The 17,982-nt window shown below is 71.3% G+C and carries 16 protein-coding genes; 13 read left to right on the top strand and 3 right to left on the bottom strand.

Annotation, left to right across the window (positions count from 1 at the left end):
* The first annotated feature begins 26 nt into the window (after positions 1-26).
* Both ACF08F_RS13775 and ACF08F_RS13780 read left to right on the top strand, forming a co-directional pair.
* Positions 27-755 (top strand): response regulator transcription factor, encoded by a 729-nt coding sequence (locus ACF08F_RS13775; protein WP_392298684.1) that lies wholly within the window; start codon positions 27-29, stop codon positions 753-755.
* A complete protein-coding gene (locus ACF08F_RS13780) occupies positions 752-2,185 on the top strand; it encodes a sensor histidine kinase (protein WP_392298685.1) in 1,434 nt (477 codons plus the stop codon). The genes ACF08F_RS13775 and ACF08F_RS13780 overlap by 4 nt, the downstream gene beginning before the upstream one ends.
* Here ACF08F_RS13780 and ACF08F_RS13785 read toward each other — a convergent pair.
* Positions 2,150-3,013: a phosphatidylinositol-specific phospholipase C gene (locus tag ACF08F_RS13785; protein ID WP_392298686.1), complete on the bottom strand. Its 864-nt coding sequence runs from the start codon at positions 3,011-3,013 to the stop codon at positions 2,150-2,152. The two genes, ACF08F_RS13780 and ACF08F_RS13785, sit on opposite strands and share 36 nt — an antisense overlap.
* A 165-nt stretch (positions 3,014-3,178) precedes the next feature.
* Positions 3,179-5,026, bottom strand: coding sequence for a bifunctional metallophosphatase/5'-nucleotidase (locus ACF08F_RS13790; protein WP_392298687.1), 1,848 nt, complete (start codon positions 5,024-5,026; stop codon positions 3,179-3,181).
* Positions 5,027-5,178: 152 nt separating this feature from the next.
* Between ACF08F_RS13790 and mshD the strand changes: the two genes are divergently transcribed.
* The 11 genes from mshD to pstB all read left to right on the top strand — a co-directional run bounded on the left by mshD (position 5,179) and on the right by pstB (position 16,779).
* Positions 5,179-6,105 (top strand): mycothiol synthase, encoded by a 927-nt coding sequence (mshD, locus tag ACF08F_RS13795; protein WP_392298688.1) that lies wholly within the window; start codon positions 5,179-5,181, stop codon positions 6,103-6,105.
* Between the two features lie 123 nt (positions 6,106-6,228).
* Entirely contained in the window at positions 6,229-6,615 is a 387-nt protein-coding gene (locus ACF08F_RS13800; protein WP_141297796.1) for a GntR family transcriptional regulator, read from the top strand.
* Positions 6,612-7,457 (top strand): ABC transporter ATP-binding protein, encoded by an 846-nt coding sequence (locus ACF08F_RS13805; RefSeq protein ID WP_392298689.1) that lies wholly within the window; start codon positions 6,612-6,614, stop codon positions 7,455-7,457. The genes ACF08F_RS13800 and ACF08F_RS13805 overlap by 4 nt, the downstream gene beginning before the upstream one ends.
* Entirely contained in the window at positions 7,454-8,440 is a 987-nt protein-coding gene (locus tag ACF08F_RS13810) for an ABC transporter permease (RefSeq protein ID WP_392298690.1), read from the top strand. Before ACF08F_RS13805 ends, ACF08F_RS13810 begins: the two co-directional genes overlap by 4 nt.
* A gap of 106 nt (positions 8,441-8,546) precedes the next feature.
* Positions 8,547-11,033 carry an RNA degradosome polyphosphate kinase gene (locus ACF08F_RS13815; RefSeq protein ID WP_392298691.1) on the top strand — a complete coding sequence of 829 codons (2,487 nt, stop codon included), beginning with the start codon at positions 8,547-8,549 and terminating at the stop codon, positions 11,031-11,033.
* Complete coding sequence (locus tag ACF08F_RS13820; RefSeq protein WP_392298692.1) at positions 11,020-12,063, top strand: CHAD domain-containing protein; 1,044 nt, start codon at positions 11,020-11,022, stop codon at positions 12,061-12,063. Before ACF08F_RS13815 ends, ACF08F_RS13820 begins: the two co-directional genes overlap by 14 nt.
* Complete coding sequence (locus ACF08F_RS13825; RefSeq protein ID WP_392298693.1) at positions 12,060-12,473, top strand: NUDIX hydrolase; 414 nt, start codon at positions 12,060-12,062, stop codon at positions 12,471-12,473. Before ACF08F_RS13820 ends, ACF08F_RS13825 begins: the two co-directional genes overlap by 4 nt.
* Positions 12,474-12,680: 207 nt before the next feature.
* Positions 12,681-13,826, top strand: coding sequence for a phosphate ABC transporter substrate-binding protein PstS (pstS, locus tag ACF08F_RS13830; RefSeq protein WP_392298694.1), 1,146 nt, complete (start codon positions 12,681-12,683; stop codon positions 13,824-13,826).
* A gap of 107 nt (positions 13,827-13,933) precedes the next feature.
* Positions 13,934-14,908 (top strand): phosphate ABC transporter permease subunit PstC, encoded by a 975-nt coding sequence (pstC, locus tag ACF08F_RS13835; protein WP_392298695.1) that lies wholly within the window; start codon positions 13,934-13,936, stop codon positions 14,906-14,908.
* Entirely contained in the window at positions 14,905-15,978 is a 1,074-nt protein-coding gene (pstA, locus tag ACF08F_RS13840; protein ID WP_392298696.1) for a phosphate ABC transporter permease PstA, read from the top strand. The genes pstC and pstA overlap by 4 nt, the downstream gene beginning before the upstream one ends.
* A 24-nt stretch (positions 15,979-16,002) precedes the next feature.
* The gene (gene pstB, locus ACF08F_RS13845; RefSeq protein WP_392298697.1) at positions 16,003-16,779 is read left to right on the top strand and encodes a phosphate ABC transporter ATP-binding protein PstB; all 777 of its coding nucleotides are present in this window, start codon (positions 16,003-16,005) and stop codon (positions 16,777-16,779) included.
* A 203-nt stretch (positions 16,780-16,982) separates the two neighbouring features.
* Here pstB and ACF08F_RS13850 read toward each other — a convergent pair whose 3' ends face one another.
* Complete coding sequence (locus ACF08F_RS13850) at positions 16,983-17,981, bottom strand: anion permease (RefSeq protein ID WP_392298698.1); 999 nt, start codon at positions 17,979-17,981, stop codon at positions 16,983-16,985.
* Position 17,982 lies beyond the last annotated feature (1 nt).

The following is a 17,982-nucleotide window of genomic DNA, read 5'->3' on the forward strand; positions in this document are numbered from 1 at the left end:
AAGGGACGCCGTGCGAGGCTGAGCCCATGACGGGACAGCAGAACGAAGCCGAGCGCATCCTGATCGTCGAGGACGAGCCCGCCGTGCGGGAGGCCCTGCGCCGCAGCCTCGCCTTCGAGGGGTACGACACGCAGGACGCCGTCGACGGCCTCGACGCGCTCGCGCGGATGGAGGCCTACGCCCCCGACCTCGTCGTCCTCGACGTCCAGATGCCCCGCATGGACGGGCTCACCGCGGCCCGGCGGATCAGGGCCGCCGGCTCGACCGTGCCGATCCTCATGCTGACCGCCCGCGACACCGTCGGCGACCGGGTCACCGGCCTCGACGCGGGCGCGGACGACTACCTCGTGAAGCCCTTCGAGCTCGACGAGCTCTTCGCCAGGATCCGGGCGCTGCTCCGGCGCAGCTCGTACGCCTCCGCCGCCGCGGCCCCGGCCGCCGCCGAGGACGTGCTGTCCTTCGAGGACCTGCGCATGGACCTCTCGACGCGCGAGGTGACCCGAGGCGGGCGGACGGTGGAGCTGACGCGCACCGAGTACACGCTCCTGGAGATGTTCCTGGCGCACCCGCGGCAGGTGCTGACCCGCGAGCAGATCCTCAAGGCCGTGTGGGGCTTCGACTTCGAGCCGAGCTCGAACTCGCTCGACGTGTACGTGATGTACCTGCGGCGCAAGACGGAGGCGGGCGGGGAGCCGCGCCTCGTGCACACGGTGCGGGGCGTCGGCTACGTCCTGCGGGGAGGAGGCGGCGAGTGACCCGGTTCCGGCCCCTGGCCTGGTTCCGTTCGCGGCCCCTGCGGTCGCGGCTCGCGCTGCTCACCGCCTTCGCGGTGGCGGTCGCGGTGGCGGCGGTCTCGCTGGCCTGCTGGTTCGTGACGCGGGCCCAGCTGGAGGCCGAGCTGGACTCCTCGCTGCGCAACAGCCGGCTCGACGGCGCCTCGGTGGGCACCCTGCTCACCCTGTGCCGCGAGGGCACGACACCGCCGCCGATGGCGGGCGGCTCGTACACGGTGCAGGTGATCCTCGCCAACGGCAGCGTCTGCACCTCCGGCCAGGCCCCGATCCCCGCGGGCCCCGCCGACCTCGCGGTGGCACGCGGGCAGCTGACGTACGCGCTGCACACGGTGAAGGACGAGGACGGCCGGGAGATGCGGGTCTACACCTACCCGCAGCAGGTGCCGCCCGGCCTCACCCTCGGCGTCTCCGTCGCCCGCCCGCTCGCCGAGATCGACAACTCGATGTCCACCCTGCGCTGGGTGCTGCTCCTGGTCTCCGGGATCGGCGTCGTCGGCGCCGGCGCGGCCGGCCTGTGGGTGGCGCGGACCGGCCTCGAACCGGTGAACCGGCTGACCGGCGCCGTCGAGCACGTCGCCGCGACCGAGGACCTGACCGTCCGCATCCCGGTGGAGGGCGAGGACGAGATCGCCCGGCTGTCGCGCTCCTTCAACGCGATGACGGCGGCGCTCGCGACCTCCCGCGACCGGCAGGCTCAGCTGATCGCGGACGCCGGCCACGAACTCCGTACGCCCCTCACGTCCCTCCGGACGAACGTCGAGCTGCTCGCGCGGAGCGAGGAGACCGGGCGGGCGATCCCGGCCGACGACCGGCGGGCCCTGATGGCCTCGGTGAAGGCGCAGATGACGGAGCTGGCGGCGCTGATCGGCGACCTCCAGGAGCTGGCCCGCCCGGACACCGTGCGGCCCGGCCCGCTGGAGGTCGTACCGCTGCACGGCATCCTGCGCTCGGCCCTGGACCGGGCCCGGCTGCGCGGCCCGGAGCTGACCTTCGTCACGGACCTCGCGCCCTGGTATGTACGGGCGGAGCCGGCGGCGATCGAGCGCGCCCTCGTCAACGTCCTGGACAACGCGGTGAAGTTCTCGCCGCCCCGGGGCACGGTCGAGGTGACCCTGATGCGGGGCGAACTGACGGTCCGGGACCACGGCCCCGGCGTCCCGCCGGACGAGCTCCCGCACGTCTTCGACCGCTTCTGGCGCTCGCCGTCGGCCCGCAGCCTGCCGGGCTCGGGCCTGGGGCTCTCGATCGTCGCCCGTACGGTCCACCAGGCGGGCGGCGCGGTGACCCTGGCCCCGGCCCCGGGCGGCGGCACGGTGGCGACGCTCCGTCTGCCGGGCGCGCCGACACCGCCGCCGTCAGTTGTGGCGGACGAGCGACGCGACGAGGCCTGAGCGGGTGTTCGGGTAGTCCATGGCGACGATGCCGAGCCCCTTCCAGGCGTTCGCCGTGCCGTCCAGGAAGCCGTGGACCCGGGGGTTGAGGTTGTCGGAGTTCCAGCGCGGCGGCAGGGACGCGGACGTGCTGACGAAGTTGACGTACAGCTTGCCGGGCTGCTCGACGGCCGCGCGGAAGTGGGCCTCGATCTTGGGGTACTTGGCGTTCGGCAGGGCGTTCCAGTCGTCCTGGATCGCGATGGCCCCGCCGTCCCACCACTTGAGGCCGGGCAGCCCGCCGTTGTCGGCGATGAGGACGACCTTGCCGCGGGCCTCGCCGAGGGCGGGCAGGGTGTCGCCGATGCGGAACAGCGACCGCCAGCCGCGGTTGTCGAGGTAGTCGTCGAAGATCGCGCGGAAGGTGGCGTCGGAGTCAGAGGAGTACTCCTGCTTGACCCGCATGAGGACGGTCTCGGAGGGGTGGGCGGCGAGGAAGTCGCGGCAGGCGACGAGGACGTCGCCGAACATCATGTTCTGGTAGGAGGGGCCGTGGTGGATGGCGAAGGATCCGCCGGTCACCCGGCACCGGACGTCCAGGAACCGGATGCCGCTGTCCAGCTGCTGGGCGACGGTGGTGTTCTGGCACTCGGACCAGGGGCCGCCGAAGCGGGCGCCGGAGTCGTGGGTGCCGGGGATGGTGAGCCGCGCGAGGGCGGTCCCGTCCGGGTGCGCCCCCATCCACGCGCGCGTGTCCACGGCGGCGGCCGGGGGTGCCCCGACGAGAAGAGCCGTCCCGGCCGCGCCCATGGCCCCCAAGGCCCCCGCGAGAAATCGTCGTCGGTCCATGGCACCGCACTATGACAGGTCCACATCAAGCCCACCAGACCGCGGACCCCTCCCGCCCCGCGGGGGAACGGGAAAGGGGCGCCGGACCGCCGAAACGGTCCGCCGCCCCTCTCGGGCGACCCGTGGATCACAGGACCTTCAGGCCCCGCGATCCCGGTCACCGGCTTACTTGACGACCGTGATCCGGTCCGCGGCCGGGACCTGCAGCGGCGCCGCCGCCGTGGAGTTGGCCGCCAGGTAGGCGTTGAAGAGGTCCAGGTCCGAGGCTCCGACCAGCTTGTTCGTGCCGGTGGCCAGGGCCGGGAAGCCGTCGCCGCCGCCCGCCAGGAACTCGTTCATCGCGACCCGGTAGGTCTTCGCGGGGTCGATCGGCTCACCGTTCAGCTTGATCGTGCCGTCGACGACGCGGTCCGCGCCCGTCTTCGTCATGTCGAGCGTGTAGGTGAGACCCTTCGAGACCTGAAGGATCTTGACCGCGTTCAGGTTCGAGCCGCTGACCTGCTGCTTCAGCGCGGAGATCACGTTCGCGCCGGTCAGGTCGACGACGTTCATCATGTTGGTGAAGGGCTGCACGGTGAAGGACTCGCCGTACGTGACGACGCCGTTGCCCTCCTTGGCGGCCGACTCGGCCCACACCAGGTCCGCGCGGATACCGCCCGGGTTCATCAGGGCCAGCTGCGCGCCGCCCTTGTCCGCCGGGGCCAGGCCCGCGAGCTGCGCGTCGGCGATGACGTCGCCGAGCGGCTTCTCGTACGCCGTGGAGCCGCGGCCGTTGATGTCGGCGGCGATCCAGCCCTGCGGGCGGTTGGCGATCGGGGCCGCGAGCGAGTTCCAGTCCGTGATCAGCTTCGTCATGTCCGGGGCCTTCGCCACGTCACGCGAGACCACGTGGTTGGCCGAGTCGACGGCCGTGCGCACGATGTCCTTGGTGCGGCGGTCGTAGGTCAGCGTGGTGTCCGTGTAGAGCTTGCCGAACGAGGACGCCGAGGTGACCAGGCGCGGCTTGCCCGCCGGGTCGGGGATCGAGCACACGTACGCCTGGTGCGTGTGGCCCGTGACCATCGCGTCGACCTGCGGCGAGACGTTCTTGGCGATGTCGACGATCGCGCCGGAGACGCCCTCGCCCTCCCCGTCCCCGTTGCCGTCGCAGTTGTAGTTGTACCCGGACGAGGCCGGCATGCCGCCCTCGTGGATCAGGGCGACGATGGACTTGACGCCCTTGCGCTCCAGGATCTTCGTGTACTTGTTGATCGTCTCGACCTCGTCGCCGAACTTCAGGCCCTTGACGCCCTCGGCGGTGACGATGTTCGGGGTGCCCTCCAGGGTCACGCCGATGAAGCCGATCCGGACGCCGTCCTTCTCCCAGATGAAGTACGGGTCGAGGATCGGCTTGCCCGTCTTCTCCTTCGTCACGTTCGCGGCGAGGTAGGGGAAGTCGGCTCCGCGGAACGTCTTGCCCTCGACGAAGCAGCCGGCGGTCGGGTGACAGCCGCCGTCCTGCATGCGGGCCAGCTCGACCGCGCCCTCGTCGAACTCGTGGTTGCCCACGGACGTGACGTCGAGGTCCAGCTTGTTGAGGGCCGCGATGGTCGGCTCGTCGTGGAAGAGGCCGGACAGCAGGGGCGAGCCGCCGATGAGGTCACCGGCCGCGGCCGTGACGGAGTAACGATTCCCCTCACGCGCCTGGCGCAGGTGCGTGGCCAGGTACTCGACGCCGCCCGCGTCGATCTTCTCGGTGGTGCCGTCCTCCTTGATCCGGGTGACCTGCCCGGAGGAGCCGGCCGGCGGCTCCAGGGTGCCGTGGAGGTCGTTGAAGGACAGCAGCTGGACGTCGACCATCCGGCCCCAGCCCTTGCCGTTCCCGTACCCGTTCGCGGCCTCGGCGGCGAACCCGTCCCCGGCGGCACCCGCCGACGACGGCATCGCGGCGACGAGCGCGCCGACGGTCGCGAGTCCCGCGCCCGCGGCCAGAATCCGCCGCCCGGTCTTGTTCTTCCTCGATGACGCTGCCATCTCTCCCCTAGTCCCCTTGCCCCGTTTCGCGGCCTTGATCTAACTCCCCGTTGCGCGTGCAGCCTAGAGTCAACGCGCGTAGCGCAACAGGGGGTAGCCGGTTACAAGACAGTTGCCTCTTGCTGACGACCTGTCGCCGTAGGCTCGTACCCATGACTTCCGACGCGGCGCCGGCCCTCGAACCGGGACGGCAGATCCACACGTATGACGAGCTCTCCCCCGAGCAGGTCCAGGACGTACTGGAGCTCCTCGAGGCCGCCGACCGGACCGACGGGCTGCACGCCGTGTCCGAGCAGGGGCGGCTCTACCTGCGGCACGGCCGCCGCGAGGGCGTGCGTCACTTCCTGCTCTCCGTGGGCCCGCACCTCTACGGCTACGCCCAGCTGGAGGAGACCGACCCCATCGAGGCCCCGGCCGCCGAGCTCGTCGTCCACCCGTCGCACCGCGGCCGCGGCCACGGCCGGGCGCTCGGCACCGCGCTGCTCGCCGCCTCCGGCAAGCGGCTGCGCGTCTGGGCGCACGGCGGCAAGTCGGCGGCCCGGCACCTCGCGCAGGTCCTCGGCCTGACGCTGTTCCGCGAACTCCGCCAGCTGCGCAGGCCCCTGACGCCCCTCGACATCCCGGAGCCGGTGCTGCCCGAGGGCGTCACCGTCCGCACGTTCGTCCCCGGGCAGGACGACGCGGCCTGGCTCGCCGCCAACGCGACCGCGTTCGCGCACCACCCGGAGCAGGGCTCCCTCACGCAGCGGGACCTGGACGACCGGACGGCCGAGCCGTGGTTCGACCCGAAGGGCTTCTTCCTCGCGGAGCGGGACGGGAAGCTGATCGGCTACCACTGGACGAAGACGCACGCCGAGGAGCAGCTCGGCGAGGTGTACGTGGTGGGCATCCTGCCCGAGGCGCAGGGCGGCGGCCTCGGCAAGGCGCTCACGGCGATCGGCCTGCGGCACCTGGCGGCGCAGGGTCTGCCGACGGCGATGCTGTACGTGGACGCGGACAACACGGCGGCCGTACGGGTCTACGAGGGCCTCGGCTTCACCACGCACGAGGTGGACCTGATGTACCGCACGGAGTCGTAGGGGCCTGCGAGGGACTCCGCGACGGCAGCTGTAACGCCTGTTGCGCAGGGGGCGGTTGACACCGCCCCCTTCTTTCCACCACCCTTTCACTACTTGATTAGTGAAAGGGTGGTGGAAGGGATCGTGGTCGAGTACCGCATCGACCGGCGCAGTGGCGTCGCCACCTACCTCCAGATCGTCCAACAGACGAAACAGGCCCTCCGGATGGGCCTCCTGGAGCCCGGCGACCGACTGCCCACCGCACGCGAGGTCGTCGAATCGACGGCCATCAACCCCAACACGGTCCTCAAGGCCTACCGCGAGCTCGAACGCGAAGGCCTCGTCGAGGCCCGCCGCGGCCTCGGGACCTTCGTCCGCGCCACGCTCGGCACCGGCCCCGCCGACTCGCCCCTGCGCGGCGAGCTCACCGACTGGGCCCGTCGCGCCCGCGCCGCCGGGCTGGACCGCGAGGACGTGTCCGCGCTCTTCACATCCGTACTGAAGGAACACTTCGAGGGGGACGACGCATGACGAGAGACGGCATCGCACTGGAGGCCGATCTCCTGGGCAAGAAGTACTCGGGAAGGAGCCGCGGCTGGGCGCTGCGGGAGTGCGCGTTCGCCCTCCCCGCCGGCCGCGTCTGCGCCCTCGTCGGCCCGAACGGCGCCGGCAAGTCCACCCTCCTCGCCCTCGCCGCCGGGCTCATCCGCCCCACCGAGGGGACGATCCAGGCCCCGCCCCGCGAGCGGCTCGCGTACGTCGCCCAGGAGAAGCCGCTCCACCCCCGGCTCTCCGTCGCCGACACCCTGCGCATGGGCCGCGAGCTCAACCCGGGCCACTGGGACGAGGCCGCCGCCGGGCGCGTCATCGCCGACGAGCTCGACCCGCACGCCCTCGTACGCGACCTCTCCGGCGGCCAGCGGACCCGCGTCGCCCTCGCGCTCGCCCTCGGCAAGCGCGCCGAACTCCTGCTCCTCGACGAGCCGATGGCCGACCTCGACCCGCTCGCCCGCCACCAGCTCATGGGCCTGCTCATGGCCGACGCGGCCGAGCGCGGCACGACCGTCGTCCTGTCCTCGCACATCCTCACCGAGCTGGAGGGCTCCTGCGACCACCTCCTCCTGCTCCACGGCGGCCGGATCCGCCTCGACGGCGCCGTGGACGACCTCCTCGCCGCCCACACCCTGCTCAGGGGCCCCGTCGCCGACCTCGCCCCGCACACGGTCGTCGAGTCCCGCACGACGGGCCGTCAGCTCACGGCCCTGGTCCGCCGCGAGGGCCCGGTCGACGGCCCCTGGGAGACCGAGGACCCCTCCCTGGAGGACCTCCTCCTCGCCCACCTCCGCACCGCCCCCGAAGGAGCCGCGGCATGAGCACCCTCACCCTGAAGGGCCCGTACTGGGTGACGGTCCGGCAGTACCGCAGGACCCTGTGGCTGATGGGCGCGGCCGTGGTCGTGGCGCTGGCCGTGATCGGTGGGCTGCGCGTCTGGGACGCGCAGTACCCGGACACGTCCTTCGCCGACGGAAGCTGGACCACCTCCGACGACAACGCCGCCTACTCCAAACTCCGCGCCGCTCTGGCCGAGCTGGGCACGGGCATGGCCTTCCTGCCCCTCCTCGTCGGTGCCTTCGTCGCCGGCCCGCTGATCGCCCGCGAGTTCGAGTCGGGGACGTACAAGCTCTCCCTCACCCAGTCGGTGAGCCCCGCCGTCTGGCTCCGCGCCAAGCTCCTGACCGCGGCCGCCGTCGCGACCCTGGGCACGCTCGCCCTCATGGGCGTCTTCCGGCTGGGCCACGGCCGGGTGGCGAGCAGCTGGAACTTCCACTGGGCCGACCCCGGCACATACGAGGCCACCGGCATCGTGCTCCTCGCGTACGTCCTCGCGGCCGTCGCCGTCGGCGCCCTCGTGGGCCAACTGATCCGCCGCACACTCGTCGCCATGGCGGCCACGGGCCTGCTCATGGGCCTCGTCGTGCTCTGCCTGGGCGCGTTCCGCTGGTCCTTCCTCCCGGTGGCCACGGTCACCGGGCCGCACGGCCCCACGCTCTGGACGCCGGACGACGGCCTGATGACGGAATCCGGGCTGCTCACCGCGTCCGGCGTCCGCTTCGACCAGTCGATCTGCTGGAACGAGGTGAACCGGACCCCGGACCTGGACACCATGGCCGACGGGGGAACGCAGCTGTTCGACCGCTGCCTCGCCCGGAACGGCGTCACCCACCAGTACGTCGACTACCACCCCCAGTCACACTTCTGGCCCACCCAGCTCATCGAGACCGGCATCGTCCTCGCCCTCGGCGCCCTCGCCCTGTACGCCGCGTTCCGCGTGCTGCGCGCCCGGCACGCCGGGTGATCCCGTAGCGACCCGAAGGGGCGGGGCCTGACACGGCCCCGCCCCCGATTCCCGCACGACATGTCGTCGTTACCGGCCATTCAGACGCGCTTGCGACGCTCACGCAATGAAGCGCTCCGTGATCAAGCCCGGCAGGGCGGTCCTCCCCAAAGGAAGACTCCCCTCCCCCACGGCCCGCTCCGACGCGCACGACGACCTCTTCGCGCGGAAGAATGGGGCCATGAGCCAGCAGCCCGCCGAGGTCCCGGTCCAGTCCTCCGCCACGCCGTCCGCCCAGACGTCCGCGAACACCTCCTCCAAGGCGTCCGCGAAGTCGCCCGCGAACTCCGCCGCGAAGTCACCCGCCAAGACGTCCGCGAAGACGTCCGCGAAGGCCGCGGGGAAGACCTCGGGGAAGCCGTCCGCCCAGGCCTCCCTCGGCTCCATAGGCGCGCACCACCCCCTCACCGCGGACCCGGCCGAAGCGGCCACCCTCGCGGACATGGACGACGACCCCGACACGTACGTCTCCGACGGCGCACTCGGCGACGAGCTCCCGGAGGGACGCTTCCTCGACCGGGAACGCAGCTGGCTCGCGTTCAACGAGCGCGTCCTCGAACTCGCCGAGGACCCGACCACGCCCCTCCTCGAACGAGCGAACTTCCTCGCGATCTTCGCCTCGAACCTCGACGAGTTCTTCATGGTCCGCGTCGCCGGCCTCAAGCGCCGCATCGCCACCGGCGTCGCCACCCGCTCCGCCTCCGGCCTCCAGCCCCGCGAGGTCCTCGACCTCATCTGGACCCGCTCGCGCGAGCTCATGGCCCGGCACGCCGCCTGCTACCAGCAGGACGTCGCCCCGGCCCTCGCCGACGAGGGCATCCACCTCATCCGCTGGCCCGAGCTCACGGAGAAGGAACAGGCCCGGCTCTTCACCCTGTTCCGCCAGCAGATCTTCCCCGTCCTCACCCCGCTGGCCGTGGATCCGGCCCACCCCTTCCCGTACATCTCCGGCCTGAGCCTCAACCTCGCCGTGGTCGTCCGCAACCCCGTCAGCGGCCACCGCCACTTCGCGCGCGTCAAGGTGCCCCCGCTGCTCTCCCGCTTCCTGGAGGCCTCCCCGCAGCGGTACGTCCCCCTGGAGGACGTCATCGCCGCGCACCTGGAGGAGCTGTTCCCCGGCATGGAGGTGCTCGCGCACCACATGTTCCGGGTGACCAGGAACGAGGACCTGGAGGTCGAGGAGGACGACGCCGAGAACCTCCTCCAGGCCCTGGAGAAGGAGCTCATGCGGCGCCGCTTCGGCCCGCCGGTCCGCCTGGAGGTCGAGGAGTCCATCGACCCGTACGTCCTCGACCTCCTCGTGCGCGAGCTGAAGGTCTCGGACGCCGAGGTCTACCCGCTGCCCGGCCCGCTCGACCTGACGGGCCTCTTCGGGATCGCCGGCCAGGACCGGCCGGAGCTGAAGTTCCCGAAGTTCGTCGCGGGCACCCACCGGGACCTCGCCGAGGTCGAGTCGGCGTCCGCGCCGGACATCTTCGCGGCGCTGCGCGAGCGGGACGTCCTCCTGCACCACCCGTACGACAGCTTCTCCACCTCCGTCCAGGCCTTCCTGGAGCAGGCGGCGGCCGACCCCGACGTCCTCGCGATCAAGCAGACGCTGTACCGGACGTCCGGCGACTCCCCGATAGTCGACGCCCTCATCGACGCCGCCGAGTCCGGCAAGCAGGTCCTCGTCCTCGTCGAGATCAAGGCCCGCTTCGACGAGCAGGCCAACATCAAGTGGGCGCGCAAGCTGGAGGAGGCCGGCTGCCACGTCGTCTACGGCCTCGTCGGCCTCAAGACCCACTGCAAGCTGTCGCTGGTCGTCCGCCAGGAGGGCGAACTCCTGCGCCGGTACTCGCACGTCGGCACCGGCAACTACCACCCGAAGACGGCCCGGCTGTACGAGGACCTGGGCCTGCTCACCGCCGACCCGCAGGTCGGCGCGGACCTCTCGGATCTGTTCAACCGGCTCTCCGGCTACTCGCGCCGCGAGACGTACCGGCGTCTGCTCACCGCGCCCAAGTCGCTGCGCGACGGCCTGGTCTCACGGATCACCAAGGAGATCGCCCACCACCGGGCCGGCCGGCCCGCGTACGTGCGGATCAAGGTCAACTCGATGGTCGACGAGGCGATCATCGACGCCTGCTACCAGGCCTCCCGGGCCGGAGTGCCCGTCGACATCTGGGTCCGCGGCATCTGCGCCGTACGCCCCGGCGTCACCGGCCTCTCCGAGAACGTCCGGGTCCGCTCGGTCCTCGGCCGCTTCCTGGAGCACTCCCGGGTCTTCGCCTTCGGCAACGGCGGCGAGCCCGAGGTCTGGCTCGGCAGCGCCGACATGATGCACCGCAACCTGGACCGCCGGATCGAGGCCCTCGTACGGGTCTCCGACCCGGCCCACCGGGCCGCACTGACCCGGCTCCTGGAGACCGGGATGTCCGACACCACCTCCTCCTGGCACCTCGGCCCCGACGGGAACTGGACGCGGCACGCGACCGACCCCGAGGGCAAGCCGCTGCGGCACGTCCAGGAGATGCTCATCGACGCGCGGAGGCGCCGGCGTGCACAACCTTGACCCCCTGCGGGACGTCACGGCGGGCGAGGTCGTGGCCCCCTATCTCCACGCCCGGGCCGCGGACTTCCTCCGCGGCCTGCGGATCCACGGAGAGAGCGGCTCCGACTCGGCCGGGGCGGAGGAGGCGGCCCGCACGCTGCGGGCCGCCGCCCGCCGGATCGGCGGCACCCTCCACACCTTCCGGCCGCTGCTCGACACGGCCTGGGCCGACCAGCTCCGGACCGAGCTGGCCTGGCTCTCCGGGACCCTGGCCCTGGAGCAGGCCTGCACCTCCCGGCTCGTCCGCCTGGTGGACGCACTGGCCCGCCTGTCGAACACCCCGGGCCCGGTCCCGGCGGCCCGCGGCGGCGACCGGGAAACGACCACGGGCCCGGGCAGGTCCTCCGGCGGCCCGGCCACCGACACCGGCTCCGCCGCGGGCCTCACCGTCGGCGCCGCCCGGGCCGGGGCCCTCCTCGAACGCCAGCTGACCCTGGCCCGGACCCGCGCCCACTCGGCGGCGCTCCAGGCCCTCGGCTCCGCCCGCTTCCACGCGGTCGCCGACGCCGTCGCCCTCCTCGCCTCCGACGTGCCCCTCGGCCCGGCCGGCGCGGCCCCCGCCACGGAGGTCGTCGACGCGCCCGCCGCGGTCGCCGAACGGCGCCTCCTCGAATCGGTGGCCGCCCTCCCGCTGACCCGGGCGGCCCACCCGTACAACGCCGACGCCCTCGCCCTCGCCACCGGCGAGACCCAGGACGCACCCTGGCACCGGACCCGGCACCTGCTGCGCCTGCACCGGTACGCCTCCGAGGTCCTGCACACCGGCGGCGAGCCCGACCCCGTCCTGTACGAGTCCGCCCGCGCCCTGGACCGGCACCGCGACGCCGCCGAAGCCGCGGCGGCCGCCGCCGCGGCGGCCCGCACCCCCCGGATCGCCCCGGCGACGGCGTACGCCCTCGGGGTCCTCCACGCCGACCAGCGCCACGAGGTCGAAGCGGCCCGCTTCGCCTTCCAGCACGCCTGGCGAAGAGCGACGGCCCCGGCCCTGTGACCTCCCCACCGCCGATCCTCGCCGCCGGCTGCGTCCTCTGGCGCCCGGCGATTTCCGGCCAGGGCATCGAGATCGCCCTCGTCCACCGGCCGAAGTACGACGACTGGTCGCACCCGAAGGGGAAGCGGAAGCGCGGGGAGACGGCGGAGGCCTGCGCGCTCCGCGAGGTCCTGGAGGAGACGGGCCAGCGGTGCGCGCTCGGCCCCCGCCTGCCCACGGCCCGCTACACCGTGGCCGGCCGCCCCAAGGAGGTCGTCTACTGGGCGGCCCGCGCCCTCGGCGGCGCCTTCGGGCCGAACCACGAGGTCGACCTCCTCGTCTGGCTGCCGCCGGGCGAGGCCCGCGCGCGCCTCACGCAGCCGCGCGACCGAGAGCTCCTGGACGCCGCCGTGGCGACCGCGCGTCACTGACGCCCACCCACGCCACCGCACCCGGGCTTCCGGCACGGTTCACTTCCCGTTCACTCTCTTCCGTCGACGGCTTCACCTGTTCTGCCTAATTTCGGACTCACACGGTGCACCGAGCACTGCGATGCACCACCAACCCACACGCGCCGCCGTAGAACGACCAGGACATCGGGTCCGCGGCAAGGCGGCTTCTGGAAGGAACACCCGAAAGTGAAGCTTTCGCGCAAGAACGGGCTTCGCGCCTCCGCGATCGGTGCCCTCGTCGTCTCCGGCGCCCTGGTCCTCTCGGCGTGTGGCTCGGACAACAACACGGAGACCCCGGCGAAGGAGGGCGGCACCTCCAAGTCGTCCACCGCCGCGTCGAACATCGACTGCGCCGGCGCCAAGGGCAAGCTGCTCGCCGCCGGCTCCAGCGCGCAGCGGAACGCGATGGACCTGTGGGTCAAGAACTTCCAGGCCGCCTGTGAGGGCGTCGAGATCAACTACCAGGGCATCGGCTCCGGCGGCGGCATCACCAAGTTCAACCAGGGCCAGGTCGCCTTCGCGGGCTCCGACTCCGCCCTGAAGGACGAAGAGGTCGCCGAGTCCCAGAAGATCTGCAAGACCGGCAAGGGCGTCAACCTGCCGATGGTCGGCGGCCCCATCGCCATCGCGTACAAGCTGGAGGGCGTGGACAACCTCGTCCTCGACGCCGCCACCATCGCCAAGATCTTCGACAACAAGATCACCAAGTGGAACGACCCGGCGATCACCAAGCTGAACCCGGGCGCGAAGCTCCCCGACTCCGCCATCCAGGCCTTCCACCGCTCGGACGAGTCGGGCACCACCCAGAACCTGGGCAAGTACCTCTCCACCGCCGCCCCGGCCGACTGGAAGCACGACCCGAAGTCGAAGTCGTGGCCCGCCCAGGGCGGCCAGGCCGCCAACGGCTCCTCCGGTGTCGCCACCGCGGTCAAGGACGTCGAGGGCTCCATCAGCTACATGGAGCTCTCGTACGCCGAGGCCAACAAGTCCTCCACGGTCAGCATCGCCACCGGTGCCGCCGCCCCGGTCGCCGCCACCACGGAGAACGCCTCCAAGGCCATCGCCGCCGCCAAGGTCAAGGGCACGGGCAACGACGTCGCCCTCTCCCTCGACTACAAGACCAAGGCCGACGGCGCCTACCCGATCGTCCTCGTCACGTACGAGATCGCCTGCGACAAGGGCAACAAGGCGGAGACCCTGCCGACCCTGAAGGCCTTCCTCAACTACACCGTGAGCGAGGAGGGCCAGAAGGTCCTCTCCGACGCCGGCTACGCCCCGCTCCCGGCCGAGATCGCGGCCAAGGTCCGCGCGATCGTCCCCACCCTGTCCTGACCCCCGGCCGGGTCCGGCCCTCACGCCGAGGGCCGGCCCGGCATCCGGTGCACCGCCGCCAGGGCCCCCGTACTCGCGTACGGGACCCGCAGACCGGAGAAGAACAGATGGCTACCACCACACCAGACATACAGAGGAGCCGGCGCGCCAAGAGCGCGTCCCGCCCCGGTGACCGCATCTTCAGCGGTCTGTCCCGAGGCTCCGGCATCACCCTCCTCGTGATCATGGCCGCGATCGCCGGCTTCCTCACCTACCGCGCGATCCTCGCGATCTCGAAGGACAGCACCAACTTCTTCACCACCTTCGAGTGGAACCCCGCCGGCGACCCGCCGGTCTTCGGCATCGCCGTCCTCGCCTTCGGCACGATCGTCTCCTCGGTCATCGCGATGCTCATCGCCGTGCCCGTCGCGATCGGCATCGCGCTCTTCATCTCGCACTACGCGCCGCGCAAGCTGGCCAAGCCGCTCGCGTACGTCGTCGACCTGCTCGCCGCCGTGCCCAGCATCATCTACGGCCTCTGGGGCGCGATCTTCCTCGTCCCGTACCTCGACGGCCTGAACAAGTGGCTCGACGAGTACCTGGGCTGGACGTACATCTTCGACAAGTCCGGCGAGGGCGTCGCCCGCAACCTCTTCACCGTGGGCATCCTGCTGGCGATCATGATCCTGCCGATCATCACCAACGTCACCCGCGAGGTCTTCCTCCAGGCCCCGAAGATGCACGAAGAGGCCGCCCTCGCCCTCGGCGCCACGCGCTGGGAGGTCATCCGCATGTCGGTGCTGCCCTTCGGCCGCTCCGGCATCATCTCCGCCTCCATGCTGGGCCTCGGCCGCGCACTCGGCGAGACCATGGCCGTCGCCGTGGTCCTCTCCCCCAGCTTCCTCATCTCGGGCCACCTGCTCGACCCGGGCGGCGGCACCTTCGCCCAGAACATCGCCGCCAAGTTCAACGAGGCCAACGAGTTCGGCCGGGACGCGCTCATCGCCTCCGGTCTCGTCCTCTTCGTCATCACCCTGCTGGTCAACGGCGCCGCCCGCTGGATCATCGGCCGCCGCAAGGAGTACTCGGGGGCCGCGGCATGAGCCACGCCATACAGGAACGTCCGGTCTCCGTCGCTCCCAAGCGCGGACCCCTCTCCCACGCCCGCCTCCCGCGCTGGACCCCGGCCGCCGTCGCCGTCTTCTCCGTCGCCGCGGGCATCGGGATCGGCCTCGCCGCCGGCTGGCACAGCAAGGTCCAGTGGGGCATGCTCGCCGCGCTGCTCTTCGTCCTCACGACGTACGCCGTCACCACCAAGGTCGAGGGCGCCCGGCAGGCCAAGGACCGTGTCGCGACCAGCCTCGTCTGGGTCTGCTTCGTCCTCGCCGTCGTCCCGCTGCTCTCCCTGGCCTGGGTCACGATCAGCAAGGGCCTGGCCGTCCTCGACGGCTACTTCCTGACCCACTCGATGAACGGCGTCCTCGACACCGAGGCCGGCGGCGGCGTCTACCACGCCCTCCTCGGCACCATCGAGCAGGTCGGCATCGCGACCCTGATCGCGGCCCCGATCGGCCTGCTGACCGCGGTCTACCTCGTCGAGTACGGCGGCGGAAAGCTCGCCCAGGCCGTCACCTTCTTCGTCGACGTCATGACGGGCATCCCGTCGATCGTCGCCGGCCTCTTCATCCTCGCCACCTGGAACCTGATGCTGGGCTTCGGCCCCTCCGGTTTCGCCGGCGCGATGGCCCTCGCCATCCTGATGATGCCGGTCGTCGTCCGCTCCACCGAGGAGATGCTCAAGCTCGTCCCGAACGAGCTCCGCGAGGCCTCCCTCGCCCTCGGCATCCCCAAGTGGCGCACGATCCTGAAGGTGGTCCTGCCCACCGCGATCGGCGGCATCACCACGGGCGTCATGCTCGCGGTCGCCCGCATCACCGGTGAGACGGCCCCCGTCCTGCTCCTCGTGTTCGGTACGAAGCTCATCAACCCGAACCCCTTCGAAGGCGCCCAGTCCTCCCTGCCGCTCTACGTGTACGAGCAGTACGCGGTCGGCACCGACGCCTCGGTGGCCCGTGCCTGGGCAGCCGCGCTCGTCCTGATCGCCTTCGTCATGATCCTCAACCTGGTGGCCCGCGGCATCGCCCGCTGGAAGGCCCCGAAGACCGGCCGCTGACCGCGGCAATTGGAAGTGATTCACATGGCCAAGCGAATCGACGTCAGCGGCCTCTCCGCCTTCTACGGCTCCCACAAGGCGATCGACGACATCTCCATGACCGTCGAGCCCCGCTCGGTGACGGCCTTCATCGGCCCCTCCGGCTGCGGCAAGTCCACCTTCCTGCGCACGCTGAACCGCATGCACGAGGTCACCCCCGGCGGCCGTGTCGAGGGCAAGGTGATGCTGGACGACGAGAACCTGTACGGCTCGCACGTCGACCCGGTCGCCGTGCGCCGCACGGTCGGCATGGTCTTCCAGCGCCCCAACCCCTTCCCCACCATGTCGATCTTCGACAACGTGGCGGCGGGCCTGCGGCTCAACGGCAAGTACAAGAAGTCCGCGCTCAACGACATCGTCGAGAAGTCCCTCAAGGGCGCGAACCTCTGGAACGAGGTCAAGGACCGTCTGAACAAGCCGGGCTCCGGCCTCTCCGGCGGTCAGCAGCAGCGTCTGTGCATCGCGCGGGCCATCGCCGTCGAGCCGGACGTCCTGCTCATGGACGAGCCGTGCTCCGCCCTCGACCCGATCTCCACCCTCGCCATCGAGGACCTGATCGGCGAGCTGAAGGAGCGCTTCACGATCGTCATCGTGACGCACAACATGCAGCAGGCCGCCCGCGTCTCGGACCGCACGGCCTTCTTCAACCTGGCGGCCGTCGGCCAGCCCGGCAAGCTGATCGAGCTGGACGACACCGAGCGCATCTTCTCCAACCCGAGCGTCCAGGCGACCGAGGACTACATCTCCGGCCGCTTCGGATAAGACTCGTCCTGCGGTGCTGCATGGCGGTGCCACCGTAAGACGAAGGGCCCGGCTCCCCCACAAGGGGAGCCGGGCCCGACCATTTCCACCGGCTGCCGGCCGAGCGGCGTGGCGCCGCTCGTCAGCCGAAGAAGAGCTGCACCACGCTGCACGCCCCGGGGGATAACCCCCGGACCCCCAGCAGGTCGGCGTGGCGCCGCTCGTCAGCCGAAGAAGAGCTGCACCACGTAGAAGCTCGCGGCCGCGACCAGCGCCGCCGCCGGCATGGTGATGAACCAGCCGAGGATGATGTTCTTGGCGACACCCCACCGCACCGCGTTGACGCGCTTCGTCGCGCCGACGCCCATGATCGCGGAGGTGATGACGTGCGTCGTCGAGATCGGCGCGTGGAAGATGAACGCCGAGCCGAACATGATCGACGCACCCGTCGTCTCCGCCGCGAAGCCCTGCGGCGGGTCCAGCTCGATGATCTTGCGGCCGAGCGTCCGCATGATGCGCCAGCCGCCCGCGTACGTACCGAGCGAGAGCATCACGGCACAGGCGATCTTCACCCACACCGGGATGTCGTCGCCCGCCTGCTGCACATCGGCAATGACGAGGGCCATCACCACGATGCCCATCGTCTTCTGCGCGTCCTGCAGACCGTGGCCGAGCGCCATGCCGGCCGCCGACACCGTCTGCGCGATACGGAAGCCGCGCTTGGCCTTGTGCGGGTTGGTCTTGCGGAACATCCACAGGATCGCGCACATGACCAGGTAACCGGCGACGAGACCGACGACCGGCGAGATGAACATCGGGATGACGACCTTGTCGAGGACGCCGCCCCAGATCACCTCGGTGCCACCGGCCAGCGCCGCGCCCACCATGCCGCCGAACAGCGCGTGCGAGGAGGAGGACGGCAGACCGAAGTACCAGGTGACGAGGTTCCAGATGATCGCGCCGACCAGCGCGGCGAAGAGGATGCCCATCCCCTTGTCGCCGGTCGGGGTCTCGATGAGCCCCTCACTGACGGTCTTGGCGACCCCGCTGCCCATGAAGGCACCCGCGAGGTTCATGACCGCGGCCATCGCCAGCGCCGCCCGGGGGGTCAGCGCCCGGGTCGACACCGAGGTGGCGATGGCGTTGGCGGAGTCGTGGAAGCCGTTCGTATACGTGAAACCGAGCGCGACACCGATGGTCACGATCAGAGCGAAGGTGTCCACG

Source organism: Streptomyces sp. NPDC015130 (assembly GCF_043080005.1).
GTDB lineage: Bacteria > Actinomycetota > Actinomycetes > Streptomycetales > Streptomycetaceae > Streptomyces.